11 protein-coding genes are annotated in these 14,448 nt (G+C 74.5%); 4 read left to right on the top strand and 7 right to left on the bottom strand.

What is annotated here, in order from left to right:
• Positions 1-11 precede the first annotated feature (11 nt).
• Positions 12-1,532: a glycerol kinase GlpK gene (glpK, locus tag BLP29_RS19025; RefSeq protein ID WP_092807441.1), complete on the top strand. Its 1,521-nt coding sequence runs from the start codon at positions 12-14 to the stop codon at positions 1,530-1,532.
• 68 nt (positions 1,533-1,600) lie between these two features.
• Here glpK and pgm read toward each other — a convergent pair whose 3' ends face one another.
• Together pgm and BLP29_RS21870 are read right to left on the bottom strand one after the other, a co-directional pair.
• Positions 1,601-3,235, bottom strand: coding sequence for a phosphoglucomutase (alpha-D-glucose-1,6-bisphosphate-dependent) (pgm, locus tag BLP29_RS19020; RefSeq protein WP_092807439.1), 1,635 nt, complete (start codon positions 3,233-3,235; stop codon positions 1,601-1,603).
• Positions 3,236-3,281: 46 nt separating this feature from the next.
• Positions 3,282-3,836, bottom strand: coding sequence for a DUF4190 domain-containing protein (locus tag BLP29_RS21870; RefSeq protein ID WP_092807437.1), 555 nt, complete (start codon positions 3,834-3,836; stop codon positions 3,282-3,284).
• Positions 3,837-3,983: 147 nt separating this feature from the next.
• Here BLP29_RS21870 and BLP29_RS19010 point away from each other — a divergent pair, with 147 nt between their 5' ends.
• Entirely contained in the window at positions 3,984-7,292 is a 3,309-nt protein-coding gene (locus BLP29_RS19010) for a DEAD/DEAH box helicase (protein WP_133379297.1), read from the top strand.
• 70 nt (positions 7,293-7,362) lie between these two features.
• Here the strand turns inward: BLP29_RS19010 and BLP29_RS19005 are convergent, their stop codons facing one another.
• On the bottom strand, positions 7,363-8,238 hold the full coding sequence (locus BLP29_RS19005; RefSeq protein WP_092807433.1) for an alpha/beta fold hydrolase: 876 nt from the start codon (positions 8,236-8,238) through the stop codon (positions 7,363-7,365).
• Positions 8,235-9,068, bottom strand: a complete 834-nt coding sequence (locus BLP29_RS19000) for an ATP-grasp domain-containing protein (protein WP_165839453.1) — start codon at positions 9,066-9,068, stop codon at positions 8,235-8,237. The genes BLP29_RS19005 and BLP29_RS19000 overlap by 4 nt, the downstream gene beginning before the upstream one ends.
• An 81-nt stretch (positions 9,069-9,149) precedes the next feature.
• Between BLP29_RS19000 and BLP29_RS18995 the strand changes: the two genes are divergently transcribed.
• Positions 9,150-9,854: a glutamine amidotransferase-related protein gene (locus tag BLP29_RS18995; RefSeq protein WP_165839452.1), complete on the top strand. Its 705-nt coding sequence runs from the start codon at positions 9,150-9,152 to the stop codon at positions 9,852-9,854.
• 37 nt (positions 9,855-9,891) lie between these two features.
• A complete protein-coding gene (locus BLP29_RS18990) occupies positions 9,892-11,763 on the top strand; it encodes a DEAD/DEAH box helicase (RefSeq protein ID WP_243470100.1) in 1,872 nt (623 codons plus the stop codon).
• Between the two features lie 81 nt (positions 11,764-11,844).
• On the opposite strand, the gene BLP29_RS18985 is transcribed toward BLP29_RS18990, so the two are convergent.
• The 3 genes from BLP29_RS18985 to BLP29_RS18975 are packed head-to-tail and all read right to left on the bottom strand — an operon-like array spanning position 11,845 to position 14,376.
• The gene (locus tag BLP29_RS18985; protein WP_207798599.1) at positions 11,845-12,285 is read right to left on the bottom strand and encodes a GNAT family N-acetyltransferase; all 441 of its coding nucleotides are present in this window, start codon (positions 12,283-12,285) and stop codon (positions 11,845-11,847) included.
• A gap of 22 nt (positions 12,286-12,307) precedes the next feature.
• A complete protein-coding gene (locus BLP29_RS18980) occupies positions 12,308-13,834 on the bottom strand; it encodes a flotillin family protein (RefSeq protein ID WP_092807427.1) in 1,527 nt (508 codons plus the stop codon).
• The gene (locus BLP29_RS18975; protein WP_092807425.1) at positions 13,831-14,376 is read right to left on the bottom strand and encodes a hypothetical protein; all 546 of its coding nucleotides are present in this window, start codon (positions 14,374-14,376) and stop codon (positions 13,831-13,833) included. The genes BLP29_RS18980 and BLP29_RS18975 overlap by 4 nt, the downstream gene beginning before the upstream one ends.
• Positions 14,377-14,448: the final 72 nt, after the last annotated feature.

The following is a 14,448-nucleotide window of genomic DNA, read 5'->3' as shown; positions in this document are numbered from 1 at the left end:
GGAGACACCCCATGGCAGGGAAGTACGTCGCCGCAATCGACCAGGGCACCACCAGCACGCGCTGCATCCTCTTCGACCACGACGGCAAGATCGTCGCGACCGGGCAGAAGGAGCACGAGCAGATCTTCCCGCGCGCCGGCTGGGTCGAGCACGACCCGATGGAGATCTGGGCCAACACCCGCGAGGTCGTCGGCCAGGCCCTGGCCCGCGGCAACGCCTCGACGTCGGACATCGTCGCCGTCGGCATCACCAACCAGCGCGAGACCACCGTGGTCTGGGACAAGACCACCGGCCAGCCGGTCTACAACGCCATCGTCTGGCAGGACACCCGCACCGGGAAGATCTGCGACGCCCTCGCCGCCCTGGGCGGTGGCGACGAGCGCTACAAGGACCGCGTCGGCCTGCCGCTGGCGACGTACTTCGCCGGGCCCAAGGTCCGCTGGGTGCTGGACAACGTCGACGGCGCCCGGGAGAAGGCCGAGGCCGGTGACCTGCTCATGGGCACCATCGACTCCTGGCTGATCTGGAACATGACCGGCGGCACCGACGGCGGCAAGCACCTCACCGACGTCTCCAACGCCAGCCGCACCATGCTCATGGACTACCGCACCCTCGAGTGGCTGCCCGACATCGCCGAGGAGATGGGCATCCCGATGTCCATGCTCCCCGAGATCCGCAGCAACTCCGAGGTCTACGGCGAGGGCCGGGCGTCCGGCTTCCTGGCCGGCGTGCCGATCTCGGGCTCGCTGGGCGACCAGCAGGCGGCCACCTTCGGGCAGGTCTGCTTCGAGAAGGGCATGGCCAAGAACACCTACGGCACGGGCAACTTCATGCTGCTCAACACCGGCACCGAGGCCGTGCCGTCGGAGAACGGCCTGCTCACCACGCTCTGCTACAAGCTGGGCGACGAGGCGCCGGTCTACGCCCTCGAGGGCTCGATCGCAGTCACCGGGTCGCTCGTGCAGTGGCTGCGCGACAACCTGGGCATGATCTCGGCCGCCCCCGAGGTCGAGACGCTGGCCGCCGGCGTGGAGGACAACGGCGGGGCCTACATCGTCCCGGCGTTCTCCGGCCTGTTCGCCCCGCACTGGCGCTCCGACGCCCGCGGCGCCCTGGTCGGCCTCACCCGGTTCGTGAACAAGGGCCACATCGCCCGCGCCGTGCTGGAGGCCACCGCCTTCCAGACCCGCGAGGTGCTCGACGCCATGAACGCCGACTCGGGGGTCGACCTCACCGAGCTGCGCGTGGACGGCGGCATGGTCGGCAACGAGCTGCTCATGCAGTTCCAGGCCGACGTGCTCGACGTCCCCGTCATCCGGCCCGAGATCGTCGAGACCACGGCGCTGGGTGCCGCCTACGCCGCCGGTCTGGCCGTCGGGTTCTGGGGCTCCCTCGACGAGCTCACCGCCAAGTGGGCCGAGGACAAGCGCTGGGAACCGCAGATGGCGGCCGACGAGCGTGAGCGCAACTACCGCAACTGGCAGAAGGCCGTCACCAAGACCCTCGACTGGGTCGACGACGACGTGAGCTGAACACCTGCCGACCCATGGACGTCGAGGGCCCAGAACCGCACCGGTTCTGGGCCCTCGACGTTCGAGGCTCAGCTGCCCAGCGCCGCCGACACCACGGCGCGGGCCTCCTCCTGGACCTGGGCGAGGTGGTCGGGGCCGCGGAAGGACTCGGCGTAGATCTTGTAGACGTCCTCGGTGCCCGAGGGGCGGGCGGCGAACCAGGCGTTCTCGGTGGTCACCTTGAGGCCGCCGACCTTCGCGCCGTTGCCCGGTGCCTCGGTGAGCTTGGCGGTGATCGGCTCGCCGGCCAGCTCGGTGGCGATGACGTCGGCGGGGGAGAGCTTGCCCAGCTTCGCCTTCTGCTCGCGGCTGGCGGCGGCGTCGACCCGGGCGTAGGCGGACTCGCCGTGCTTCGCGGTCAGCTCGCGGTGCAGCTCGCTCGGCGACGAGCCCGTCACGGCCTGGATCTCCGACGCCAGCAGGGCCAGCAGGATGCCGTCCTTGTCCGTCGTCCAGACGCTGCCGTCACGGCGCAGGAAGGAGGCCCCGGCCGACTCCTCGCCGCCGAACCCGACCGACCCGTCGATCAGCCCCGGCACGAACCACTTGAACCCGACCGGCACCTCGCGCAGCTCGCGGCCGAGGTCGGCGACCACCCGGTCGATGAGCGAGGACGACACCAGCGTCTTGCCCACCGCGGTGGACGGCGCCCAGCCGGGCCGGTTGGCGAACAGGTAGGAGATGGCCACCGCGAGGTAGTGGTTCGGGTTCATCAGCCCGCCGTCGGGGGTGACGATGCCGTGCCGGTCGGCGTCGGCGTCGTTGCCGGTGGCGATCTGGAACCGGTCCTTCTGCTCGATGAGCGAGGCCATGGCGCTGGGGGAGGAGCAGTCCATGCGGATCTTGGCGTCCCAGTCCAGCGTCATGAACCGCCAGGTGGCGTCGACCAGCGGGTTCACCACGGTCAGGTCCAGCCCGTGCGCCTCGGCGATGCGGCCCCAGTAGTCGACGCTGGCCCCGCCCAGGGGGTCGGCGCCGATGCGCACGCCCGCCGCGCGGACGGCGTCCAGGTCGAGGACGTCGGGGAGGTCGGCGACGTAGTCGCCGGTGAAGTCGTGGCCCTGCGCGGCCGCCCGGGCCCTGGCGAACGGCACCCGCCGGACGCCGTCCAACCCGGCCCGCAGCAGCTCGTTGGCCCGGTTCGCGATCCAGCCGGTGGCGTCGGAGTCGGCCGGGCCGCCGTGCGGCGGGTTGTACTTGAAGCCGCCGTCGCGCGGCGGGTTGTGGCTGGGCGTGACGACGATGCCGTCGGCCAGGCCGGAGGTCTTCCCCCGGTTGGCCCGCAGGATCGCGTGGCTGACCGCTGGGGTTGGGGTGTAGCGGTCGGCGTCGTCGACCAGCACGGTGACGTCGTTGGCCACCAGCACCTCGAGCGCGCTGACCCACGCCGGCTCGGACAGCCCGTGGGTGTCGCGGCCGACGAAGAGCGGGCCGTCGAAGCCCTGGCCGCGCCGGTACTCGACGATCGCCTGGGTCGTGGCCAGGATGTGCGCCTCGTTGAACGCGCCGTCGAGGCTGGACCCGCGGTGCCCGCTGGTGCCGAACACCACCTGCTGGTCGGGGTTCTCCGGGGCGGGCTGGGTGGAGTAGTAGGCCGTGACCAGGTGCGGGACGTCGACCAGGTCCGACGGCTGGGCCGGGGTGCCGGCGCGCTCGTTGCTCATGCGGTGATCCTGGCCCGTCCCGGCCGCCCGTGGCGACCGGGACCGCTCAGGAGGTGGACCTGCTGATGCCGATCACGAGGACGAGCAGGAGCATCCCGAGCCCGACGTAGCCCAGCACGATGCCGGCGATGGCCATGCCGTCGCCGGCCTCGCCCCGCTGCCTGATCTGCTGCCGCGCCACGTAGCCGAACACCAGCGCGAGGACGCTGCCGATCCAGTAGATCCAGAGGATGCCCAGAACCATCGAGGCGACGGCCATGCCGTTCGTCGAACGCTGGACGACGTAGGCCGGCTGACCGTAGGGCGCGTACGGGCCCGGCCAGGCCTGGGGGGCGCCGTACCCGGCCGGTGGTGCGCCGTACCCGGGCTGCGTGCCGTACCCGGCGGGTGCCGGGTACCCGGGCGACTCCCCGAACCCGGCGGACGTGCCGTACCCGGACGGCGCGGTGTACCCGGACGGCGCGGCGTACCCGGACGGCGCGGTGTACCCGGACGGCGCGGCGTGCGGCTGGGCCGGTTGCGTGCCGTGGGGCTGCCCGTCGTGCGGCAGCGCGCCGTGGGGCTGCGGGCCGGTCGGCTGCTGGTCGTCCCGCTCGGTCATCGGTCCTCGTCTCGGGCGCACAGGTGGGTCCCGCAGCCTACGGCGCAGCACCGACACGACCCGGTCCGGAGTCCACACCCGGGTGCCCTGTCCACACCTCCCGGCGACGGCCCCCGCCTGTCGGTGCCCGTGGCTACCGTCGTCGTCGTGACCGCAGCGCTCTCCCTCCCGCTCGACGAGGAGTTCCTGGTGTCCTGCTTCGGGGACGCCGTGACCTTCCGCGGGCGCGAGTGCCTGCGCGAGCGCAAGGTCCGCTCGGTCACCGTGCACGCCGGCGACCACGTCGGCGGGGTGGTCGCCGGGTCGCGCGGCGAGGTCTACCAGGTGGCCGCCTTCGCCGACGTCGACGAGTGGGTCAGCCGGTGCACGTGCCCGGTCGTGCAGGACTGCAAGCACGCGGTCGCCGTGCTGCTCAGCCTCGGCCCCGACGGCCAGGGCACGGCGGTCGACCGGGCCGGCGGGGTGGTCGAGGCCTGGCCGGCGGCGGCGCAGCCCGCGGCCCCGCGGGTCACCAGGCCCCGGCCGGCATGGGAGACGGCGCTGGCCGACCTCGTGCCCGACGCCGCCGTGGCCGACCTGGTGCCGGTGGGCCTGCAGTTCGAGCTCAACGCCGCCACCGGCCGGGCGGGCCAGCGGGTGCCCGTGCAGGTGCGGCTGCGCCCCGTCGTGCCCGGTCGTGCCGGGCGGTGGGTGCGCACCGGGGTCTCCTGGCGCGACCTGCCCTTCGAGCACGGGCCCGTGCGCCGGGTCCCCGAGCACCGCGACGTGCTCGTCGAGCTCTACCGGGCCGCGCAGTCCACCGGGTCGTCGGGGTACGGCTACTACGGCACCACCGACGCGGTGTTCCTCGACGACGTCGGCCCCCAGCTGTGGCGGCTGCTGCGCGAGGCCCAGCGCGCCGGCGTCACCTTCGTGACCGCCAAGACCCCGGCCGACCGGGTGGTGATCGAACCGCCCGCCGAGCTGCGCATGCAGGCCTCCGCGTCCACTGCCGGCGACCTGCTGCTGGAGGCGGTCGTCGACCGGGCGGGCGGGCTCGGGCCGCTGGCCGACCTCACCCTCGTGGGCACCCCGGTGCACGGCGCCTTCGTGGTGGTGGGCGACGCCCTGCGCCTGGTGCCCTTCGCCGGCCGGGTGCCGGCCGAGCTGTCCCGCATGGTGTCCCGGTTCCCGCGGCTCGAGGTGCCCGCCGCCGACGTGCCCCGGGTGCGGGCCGAGCTGGTGCCGGCCCTGCAGCGCATGGTCACGCTGGTGTCCCCCGACGGTTCGGTCGAGCTGCCCTCGGTCGAGCCGCCGGTGCTGGCGCTGACCGTCAGCCACGCCGAGGGCGCCCGGCTCACCCTCGAGTGGTCGATCGTCTACCCGGCCCGGCCGGCCGAGGGTGCGGGCATCCCCGAGGGCCGGTCGGTCCCGCTGACCGGCTCCGGCACCGACCCCGGCCGCGATCCCCGGGCCGAGCGGGCCCTGCTCGGCGGGCTCGTGCTGCCCGACGGCCGCTTCCCCCAGCTGCGGCAGGCCACCGTGCACCGCGGCCTGACCCCCTCGGTCGAGCTGCGCGAGCTCGACGCCGCCGTCTTCTGCGAGGGCGTGCTGCCCTCCCTCCGCGAGCAGGGGGTGCGGGTCGCCGAGCGGGGCGAGGCCCCCGACTACCGGGCCGCCACCTCCGCCCCGGTGGTCAGCGTGTCGGTCACCGACACCGCGGCCGAGGGCGCCGACTGGTTCGACCTGGGCATCACGGTGACCGTCGACGGCCAGGACGTCCCGTTCGCGCACCTGTTCCGGGCGCTGGCCACCAAGCAGAAGCACCTGTTCCTGCCCGGCGGCACCTACTTCCCCCTCGACGGGCCCGAGTTCGCGGTGCTCGCCGACCTGATCGCCGAGGCCGGGGCCATGCAGGACCCCCGCAAGCCGCCCACCCGCATCAACCGGTGGCAGGCCGGGCTGTGGGGCGACCTGCGGCAGCTGGGCGTGGTCGCCGAGCAGAGCGCCCGCTGGGAGCGCAGCACCGCCGCGCTGCTCGAGCTCGACGAGCTGCCGGTACCCGAGGTCCCGGCCGGCATCACGGCGCAGCTGCGGCCCTACCAGCTCGAGGGCTACCGCTGGCTGTCCTTCCTCTGGGACCACGACCTCGGCGGGGTGCTCGCCGACGACATGGGCCTGGGCAAGACCCTGCAGGCGCTGGCACTGCTGCAGCGGGCCAAGGACGCCGGCGAGCTCACCGCGCCGGTGCTCGTCGTCGCCCCCACCAGCGTGGTGGGCAACTGGGTGTCCGAGGCCGCACGCTTCGCCCCCGGGCTGCGGGTCACCGCGGTGGAGGAGACCACCGCGAAGGCCGGGGTACCGCTGGCCGAGCGGGTCGCCGGCGCCGACCTGGTGATCACCTCCTACACCCTGCTGCGCCTCGACGAGGACCAGTACGCGCAGCAGACGTGGCGCGGCATGCTGCTCGACGAGGCCCAGTTCGTGAAGAACCGGCAGGCCAAGGCCTACCGGGCGGCCCGCACCGTCGACGCGCCGTTCAAGCTGGCGATCACCGGCACGCCCATGGAGAACAGCCTGATGGACCTGTGGTCCCTGCTGTCCATCTGCGCGCCGGGCCTGTTCCCCGACCCCGAGGGCTTCAACGAGCAGTGGCGGCGGCCCATCGAGCGCGGCACCGACCCCGGTCGGCTGGGCACCCTGCGGCGGCGGCTGCGCCCGCTGATGCTGCGGCGCACCAAGGAGCTGGTGGCCGCCGACCTGCCGCCCAAGCAGGAGCAGGTGCTGGAGGTCCGGCTCACCGGCAGGCACGAGACGCTCTACCGCACGGCGCTGCAGCGGGAGCGCCGCAAGGTGCTGCGCCTGGTCGAGGACATGGACGCCCACCGGTTCGAGATCCTGCGCTCGCTGACCCTGCTGCGGCAGCTGGCGCTCGACCCGGCGCTGGCCGACCCCGAGCACGACGCCGTGCGGTCGGACAAGACCGAAGCCTTCCTCGAGCACCTGCGCGAGGTGCTGGCCGAGGGCCACCGGGTGCTGGTGTTCAGCCAGTTCACCGGCTACCTGGCCCGCATCCGCGCCCAGCTCGACGCCGAGGGCATCGGCTACGCCTACCTCGACGGCAGCACCCGGCAGCGGCCGGCGGTCATCGAGAGCTTCACCGCGGGCCAGGTGCCGGTGTTCCTGATCAGCCTCAAGGCCGGCGGGTTCGGGCTCAACCTCACCGCCGCCGACTACGTCTTCGTGCTCGACCCGTGGTGGAACCCGGCCGCCGAGGCGCAGGCCGTCGACCGCGCGCACCGCATCGGCCAGACCCGCAACGTGATGGTCTACCGGCTGGTCGCCAAGGACACCATCGAGGAGAAGGTGATGGCCCTCAAGGCCCGCAAGCAGGCCGTCTTCGACCAGGTGGTCGACGACGACGGCGTGCTGTCCGCCCCGCTCACCGCCGACGACATCCGGGGCCTGTTCGCCTGACCCGAGCGCACGATCACCACGGGTCAGGCGCCGCCTCGGGGGCCGCGAGGCAGCACCCGACCCGGGATGATCAGCCCCCGACCTGCACCAGGAAGCGGCGGACCGCCTCGGTGAACACCTCGGGCGCCTCCGAGTGCACCCAGTGGCCGGCGTTCTTCACCCGCACCAGGCGCACCCGCGGGAAGAGCTCCTCCATCCGGGGCCGGTCCCGGTCCAGCACGTAGGTCGAGTCGGCACCGGCGATCCACAGCACCGGACCGTCGAACACCGCACCCGGCGGCGGGTCGGGGAAGCCGCGCAGCACGCCCAGGTCCTGGCCCAGCACCTCAAGGTTCAGCCGCCACCGCCATCCCCTGCTGCCACCCGCCCCACCACCCCCGACCGCTCCGTCGCGGACCAGCGACTGCAGCAGGAAGGCCCGCACCATGTCGCTGGGCACCGCCGCCCGCAGCGCGGCGTCGGCGTCCTCGCGCGACGCCAGCCCGTCCAGGTCGATCGCCTGCATGGCCGCGATGAACGCGGCGAACGGCGACGCCTCCTCGTCCGGGTCGTCGGTGCGGCCCCCGGTCTCGGGGTAGACCGACGGCGAGATGTCCACGACCACCAGCCCGCGCAGCAGCTCCGGGTGCCGCAGGGCCACCTGCATGGCCACCTTGCCGCCCATCGAGTGCCCCACCAGCGTCACCTGCTCGCCGAACCCGGCCAGCAGGTCGGCCACCGCCCCGGCCATGTCGACGTAGTCCACCCGGTCGGTCCACGGCGAGTGACCGTGGTTGGGCAGGTCGACCAGCGTCACGCGGCGCCCGGGGCCGCCGTCGGCGGGCTCGGCCAGCCGGCGCGCGATCGTCGTCCAGTTGCGGCCCTGCCCGAACAGACCGTGCACGAACGCCAGCCGCGGGCCGGCGTCGCCGATCGTGCGGGTCGACAGTTCGAGGTCGGCGCTCACGCGGCGCCGCCGGCGGCCAGCGCGGTCAGCAGCTCGACCGGTGGGGTGGTCGAGGGCCGGTCGCTCACCTGGCCGTCGCCCAGCTCGACCACCCGCCACCGTCCGTCCGCCCGGCGCACCAGGTCGACCGTCACGAACGGCAACCCCAGCGTCGCCACCGCCGGTGCGGCCAGCTCGAGGTCCGGGTCGGCCGGCAGCTCGTCGGGGGTGTCGGGGTGCGCGGTCACCAGCACGCAGCGGCCGCCCACCCACCAGGTGCGCGCCTCGGGCCCGATGAACTCCTCGAACCGGCGGACCACGACCGACCCCACCAGGTCCTCCCCGCGCAGCTCGCGGAACCTCGCCACCACCCGCTGCGCCGCCGCCGCGTCGGTGACGTCGGGGACCAGGCACGCCTCGGACCAGGCGTGCTTGAGCGACTTCGTGTGGTCGCGCAGCACGGCCGCGCCGCTGCCCAGCCAGCCGACGTCGCCGTCGGTGTCCCACCGCGACTCCGGCGTCACGTCCGACAGTGCGGCGTACCAGCCCGGCAGCTCGTGGGCGGCGCGGTACTGCTCGGGCGAGGTGCGCAGCCGCACTCCCCGCGCCGCCAGCGCCCCGGCCATCGCCGCGTACTGCTCCGAGCGCAGCATCCAGCCGCGGTAGACCGCGTCCGCGTCGGCCGGGACGCCGCGCACCGCCCGCGCCGGGTCGGGCTCGGTCGCGGTCAGCTCGTCGTGGTCGACCAGCGCGGTCGGCAGCCCCAGCTCCGCGGCCGCGGCCGCCTCCGGGGCGAAGTGCTCGTCGGCGCGGCGGGGCGCGAGCGGGTCACGGGGCAGGAGGAGCAGCACGGGACCAGTGTGACCGCGACCCGCGCCCGGCAGCCGTGTCGTGCTCCGGCGACGGCGCCGCAGCCGCCCATGGTGATCGGCGTGGTCGACGAGGCGGTGGTGTGGGCGGGCAGCGGTACGGCCTGGTCGGGGGTCGGCTGGGGCGAGCCCCTCGCCGATCTGTTGGCCGCGCTCGGCTGGCGGGTCTCGCTCGTGCCGTGGGGTGATCCCGCCGGTGAGCACCGGGGCCGCACCGACGTGCTGCACGTGTTCAGCGGCGGCCTCGAGGCGGTGGACTCCGGGACGGCGGCCATGGCCGAGCGCCTGGACGCCGTCCGCGCCGCCCTGACCGCCGCTCGCGAGGGGGACGCCGCGGTGCTCGGGGTCTGCCTGGGCGCGCAGATGCTGGCCGCCGTCGCCGCGGGCACCGGTCCGCTGCCGGTGAGCTGCGGCGGCGAGGCCGGGGTGACCACCGTGCGCGGCCACGGGGTGCCCGACCTGACCGTGCCCACCGCGCACGTGCAGGAGGTGCCGGCCGGGGTGCTCACCGACCCCGACGTGCGGCTGCTGTGGAGCAGCCCGGTCAGCACGGTGCAGGGCTTCGCCGTCGGCACCCGGGCGGTCGGCGTCCAGTTCCACCCCGAGCTCACCGCCGAGCAGTGCGAGCGGGCCACCGCGGCCTTCCGCACGATGCTCGACGTGCCCGACGCGCCGCCGGCCTCCGGCGAGGTCGACCCGGTCCGGGCCCTCACCGCCGTGCTGTCCGCCGCCGGCGTCGCCCGGCCGCTCGGCGCGCTCGCCGCCTGACCGCCGTCGGGCCCGGCGGCACGTAGCGTCGGACGCCGTGCCCGGACGCCGCAGGACCACCCGCAGGACCACCCGCACGGCCGCCACCCGCACGGCCGCATCCGGCGCGGCCACCACCGGCACGGCTGCGACCGCGGCGAAGAAGGCCGCGAGCACGGCGGCCCCGAAGAAGGCGGCCCCGAAGAAGGCGACCCCGAAGAAGGCGACGACCACGGGCGCAGCTGCCCGGAAGGCCGCACCCCGCTCGGCCGCGCCCCGCACGGCAGCTGCTCGGAAGGCACCGGCCGGGAGGCCGGTCGCCGGGCCGGGGGAGCGGGTCTGGGTGCTCGCCGTCCCGTTCCGGGCCCCGGCCCCGGGTGCGGTCTGGGACAAGGACCTGCAGGCCCACGTCTGGGTCGGGACCAGCCCGCCGCCCGAGCTGGCCGGCTACGTCCCCGGACCGCACACGTTCGAGCGGTTCCTCGAGGACGAGCTGAACGAGACCCCCCGCCCGCTCCCTGCCGGTGACCGGATGACCCCGCGCGCCGAGCAGGTCACCGGCGCCGAGGTGGTCGCCGCGCACGAGGCCGCCGGCGGGCGCATGTTCCTGCTCGGCGACGACCCCGGCGTCGGCAAGACCGGCACCGCCGTGCTCGCCGTCCAGCAGATCGCCGCGCGCCGCGGTGCCCGCAGCGTGCTCGTGGTCGCCGACCGGCCGGCCGCCATCACCGTCCCGCACTGGACGCGCTCCATCACCGCCTTCGGCGCCGGCGACCTGCGTTGGTGCGTCACCACCTGGGACCGGCTGGCGAAGGTCCGCGACCTGCACTTCGACGTCGTCGTCGCCGACGAGGCGCACATGGTGCGGCACACCACCACCCAGCGCTGGAAGCACTGGAAGGCGGTCTCCGGGTCGGGCCGGGTCAAGGACGCCCCGTTCGTGCTGCTGGCGACGGCGACCCCGGCGCACTCACCGCTCGAGCTGCCCTACCTGGCGCCGCACTTCGCCACGCTGCACGGCGAGCCGCTGCGCGCCTGGGCCGACCTGCCCGCCCGATTGGCCGAGCACGGGTTCCACGTGGAACGCGGTCGCTACGGCAGCACCTGGACCGAGGACCCCGACGAGCGCCGGGCCGACCTCACGCTGCTGCGCAGCTGGCTGGCCGACACCGACCCGCCAGCCACGCTGCACCGGCCGGCACCGTGGGGCGACGTCCAGGTGACCGGGACGCCGGTGGCGCTCACCCCCGCCGAGCGGGCGGCCTACGAGCAGGAGTGGAGCTCCTTCAGGGCCGAGATGCAGCTGGCCCGGCGGGCGAAGCAGACCGCGCGCGGGCGGGCGGCGCTGCTGCGGTTCCGGCAGAAGGCGGGGCTGATCCGGGTGCCGGCCACCGTCGACTGGGTGAGGGCGCAGGTCGAGGCCGGCCGGCAGGTCGCGGTGTCGGTGGAGTTCGTGGAGACCGCCGCCGACCCGATCCGGGAGGCCCTGCTGGCCGCCGGCATCGGGGTGTCGGGGATCTTCGGCCGGGACCGGTTCGACGTCGAGGCCGAGCGGCTGCGGTTCCAGACGGGGGAGTCGCAGGTGTGCGTCTTCACCGTCACCGCCTCGATCAGCCTGCACGCCGGTGAGCAGCTGCCCGGCGGACGGACGGCCTCGAGCACCCCGCGGGTGGGCCTGTTCCACCAGCCGCGGTTCTCCGGCATCGCCGCCCGGCAGGTCACCGGCCGCACGCACCGCGACCACCAGGTGTCGCCCTGGCGCATCGCCTACGCCGAGGACACCGTCGAGGAGCAGGTGGCCAAGGTGATGGTCGAGCGCCTGGCCGTCACGGGCTCGACCGCCGGCGGCGACACCGCGGGCCTGCAGCAGATCGCGGAGCTGCTGGACGCCGACTGGCTCCCGCAGGCCTCCCTCACCGGCGCCGACTGAAGCAGGGATGTCTGTCGACCATGCAGAACCGCACCGACGACGCGCCGGTGCACGGCGTGGCGGCGTTGCCGTTCTGCATGGTCAACGGGGGAGGGGGGCGACCGTTCGCATCGGGAGGTGGGGGATGCCGTCCTCGACGTAGTCCGGACCGGACCGCCCGAAGCCGAACCTCGCGTACCAGGTCTCCAGGTGGGCCTGGGCGCCGATGTCGACCGTGCGGCCGGCGCACACCTCCAGGCCCCGCGCGACCAGCTGGGCGGACAGGCCCCGGCCCCGGGCGGACGCCGCCGTGGCGACCCGCCCGATGGCCCGGTCCTCGCCGTTCTCCAGCACGCGGATGCAGGACAGCACCTCGCCGCCGTCACCGGGCACCCAGACGTGCAGGGTGCCCGGCTCGGCGTCCCGGCCGTCGAGCTCGGGGTAGGGGCAGGTCTGCTCCACCACGAACACGTCGACCCGCAGCTTCAGCAGGCCGTACAGCTCGGCAGGGGTCAGGTCGGCGAACCGCTTCTCGACGATCACGCCGACCATCCTCGCCCGCCGGTCAGCCGTGCGTGCCGTCGCCGTCCACGGCCACCTGCTGCGCCGGGGCCGCGCCCATGCCCTGGGCCGCGGAGCCCGAGAGCCGCTTGAGCAGGGCGGGCACGTCGATACCGGTCAGGTCGCCGGACAGCTGCAGGCCCTGGGCGACGTTCGAGGCCACCGACTTCGACAGCGACCCCGGGCCGTCGGCGCTGATCACGGTCATCTTGTCCACGCTGGACAGCGGCGCGGCCGCGGCGGAGACGACCTCGGGCAGGACCTTGACCAGCAGGTCGAGGATCGCGGCCTCGCCGTAGGTGCTGAACGCCTGCGAGCGGGCGTCCATCGACTCGGCCTCGGCCTTGCCCTTGGCCAGGATCGCGGCGGCCTCGGCGGCACCCTCGCGCTCGACGGCGTCGGCGATGGCCTCGCGGCGCAGCTTCTCGGCCTCACCGCGCTTGGCGCCCTCGATGGCCTCGGCCTCGGCCAGCGCCGAGCGGCGGGCCCGCTCACCCTCACCGGACAGCTTGGCCTGCTCGGCCGCGGCCTGGGCGGCGGCGATGGTGGCCTGCCGGTCGGCCTCCGCGGTGAGGATCTTCGAGTTCTTGCGGCCCTCGGCCTCCTGCTCGACGCGGTACCGCTCGGCGTCGGCCGGACGGCGCACCTGGGTGTCGAGCTGGGCCTGGGTCAGGGTCGCGGTGCGCTCGGCGACCTTCTCCTGCTCGGCGAGCACCTGCTGGTCCTGGGCGGCCTGGGCCAGCGGACCGGCGGCCGCGGCGCGGGCCTTCGCGGCGTCGATCTCGGAGTCGATCTCGGCCTGCTTGAGCGCGAGCTGACGCTGCGACACCGCGATCGCCTCGTCGGCGAGCAGCTGCTCCTGCTGGGCGGCCTGGCGGGCGCGGGCCTCGGCGATCGAGGCCTCCTTGAGAACGCGGGCGGCCTCGGGGCGGCCGAGGTCGGCGAGGTAGGTGCCCTCGGCCTGGATGTCCTGCAGCTGGAAGGTGTCCAGCACCAGGCCCTGGCCGGTGAGCGAGGTCTCGGCCTCCTCGGCGACGGCGGAGGCGAACGCGGCGCGGTCGCGGATGATCTCCTCGATCGTCAGCCGGCCGACGATCGAGCGCAGCGCACCGGCCAGCACCTCCGAGGTGAAGGTGTCGATGCCCTGCTGCTGCTGCAGGAAGCGCTGCGCGGCGGCCCGGATCGAGGACTCGTTGCCGCCGACCTTGACGATCGCGACGCCCTCGAGGTCGCACTTCACGCCCTGCTTGCTCACCGCGCCGCGGATGCCCACCGGGATGCGGCGGCTGGAGAGGTCGAGGGTGTGCAGCTTCTGCACGACCGGGAGCACGAAGACGCTCGCGCCCATGACGACCTTCTGCCCGCTCATGTCGCGGCTGACCGTGCCGTCGGCGCCGGTCACCGAGCGGCCCTGCCGCCCGGTGACCAGGAACGCCTGGTTGGGCCCGGCCACCTTGATGCGGGAGAGCACCAGCAGCACGAGCAGGACGACGAGGACGGCGATGCCGCCGATCGCGTAGAGCAGGGTCACGGGATGGTGCCTCCTGACGGGTCCGGGGCGGTCGAGACGACCTCCACCGAGGTCGGCGACGGGGTGTCGACGACGTAGACGGGTGTGCCGGTCGGCAGCGGGACCTCGCTGCGCGCGGCGTACTTCAGCTGTTGCCCGTGCAGGGCGAGCCGCACCTCGCCGAACCCGCCGGCCGGGACGGCGGAGACCACCACGCCCTGGGCGCCGAGCAGGTCGCCGCTGGTGAGGGTGGGCGTGGTGTTCATGTCGCGCAGGGACGACGACAGCTTGACCGCCCCGGCGGCCAACGGGAGCGCGACGACCAGCCCGACCAGCAGGCACAGCAGCACGGTGATCCCGCCGGGCAGGGCGGGCAGCAGGGCGGAGGCGGCGGCCCCGCCGAACCCGACCCCGCCGAGGAACGCCGCGATAGCCGGCAGCGAGAAGGGGCCGTCGGCGTCGCCGTGGCCGAGGTCGCCCAGTTCGCCGACGACGAGCGAGAGCAGCAGGACGCCGACGCCGACGCCGCCCACGGCGAGGAACGCGATCGCGGTGGCGTCCAACGGTCTCCTCCCGGGCGGGCTGCGGGCGCCCAGCCTCACAGAGCGCCACCGATGCGAGCAAGGCGGGTGCCG

Origin of the sequence: Klenkia marina, assembly GCF_900101025.1 — a bacterium.
Taxonomy (GTDB): Bacteria; Actinomycetota; Actinomycetes; order Mycobacteriales; family Geodermatophilaceae; genus Klenkia; species Klenkia marina.
This window is presented reverse-complemented; position numbering and strand designations above follow the sequence as displayed.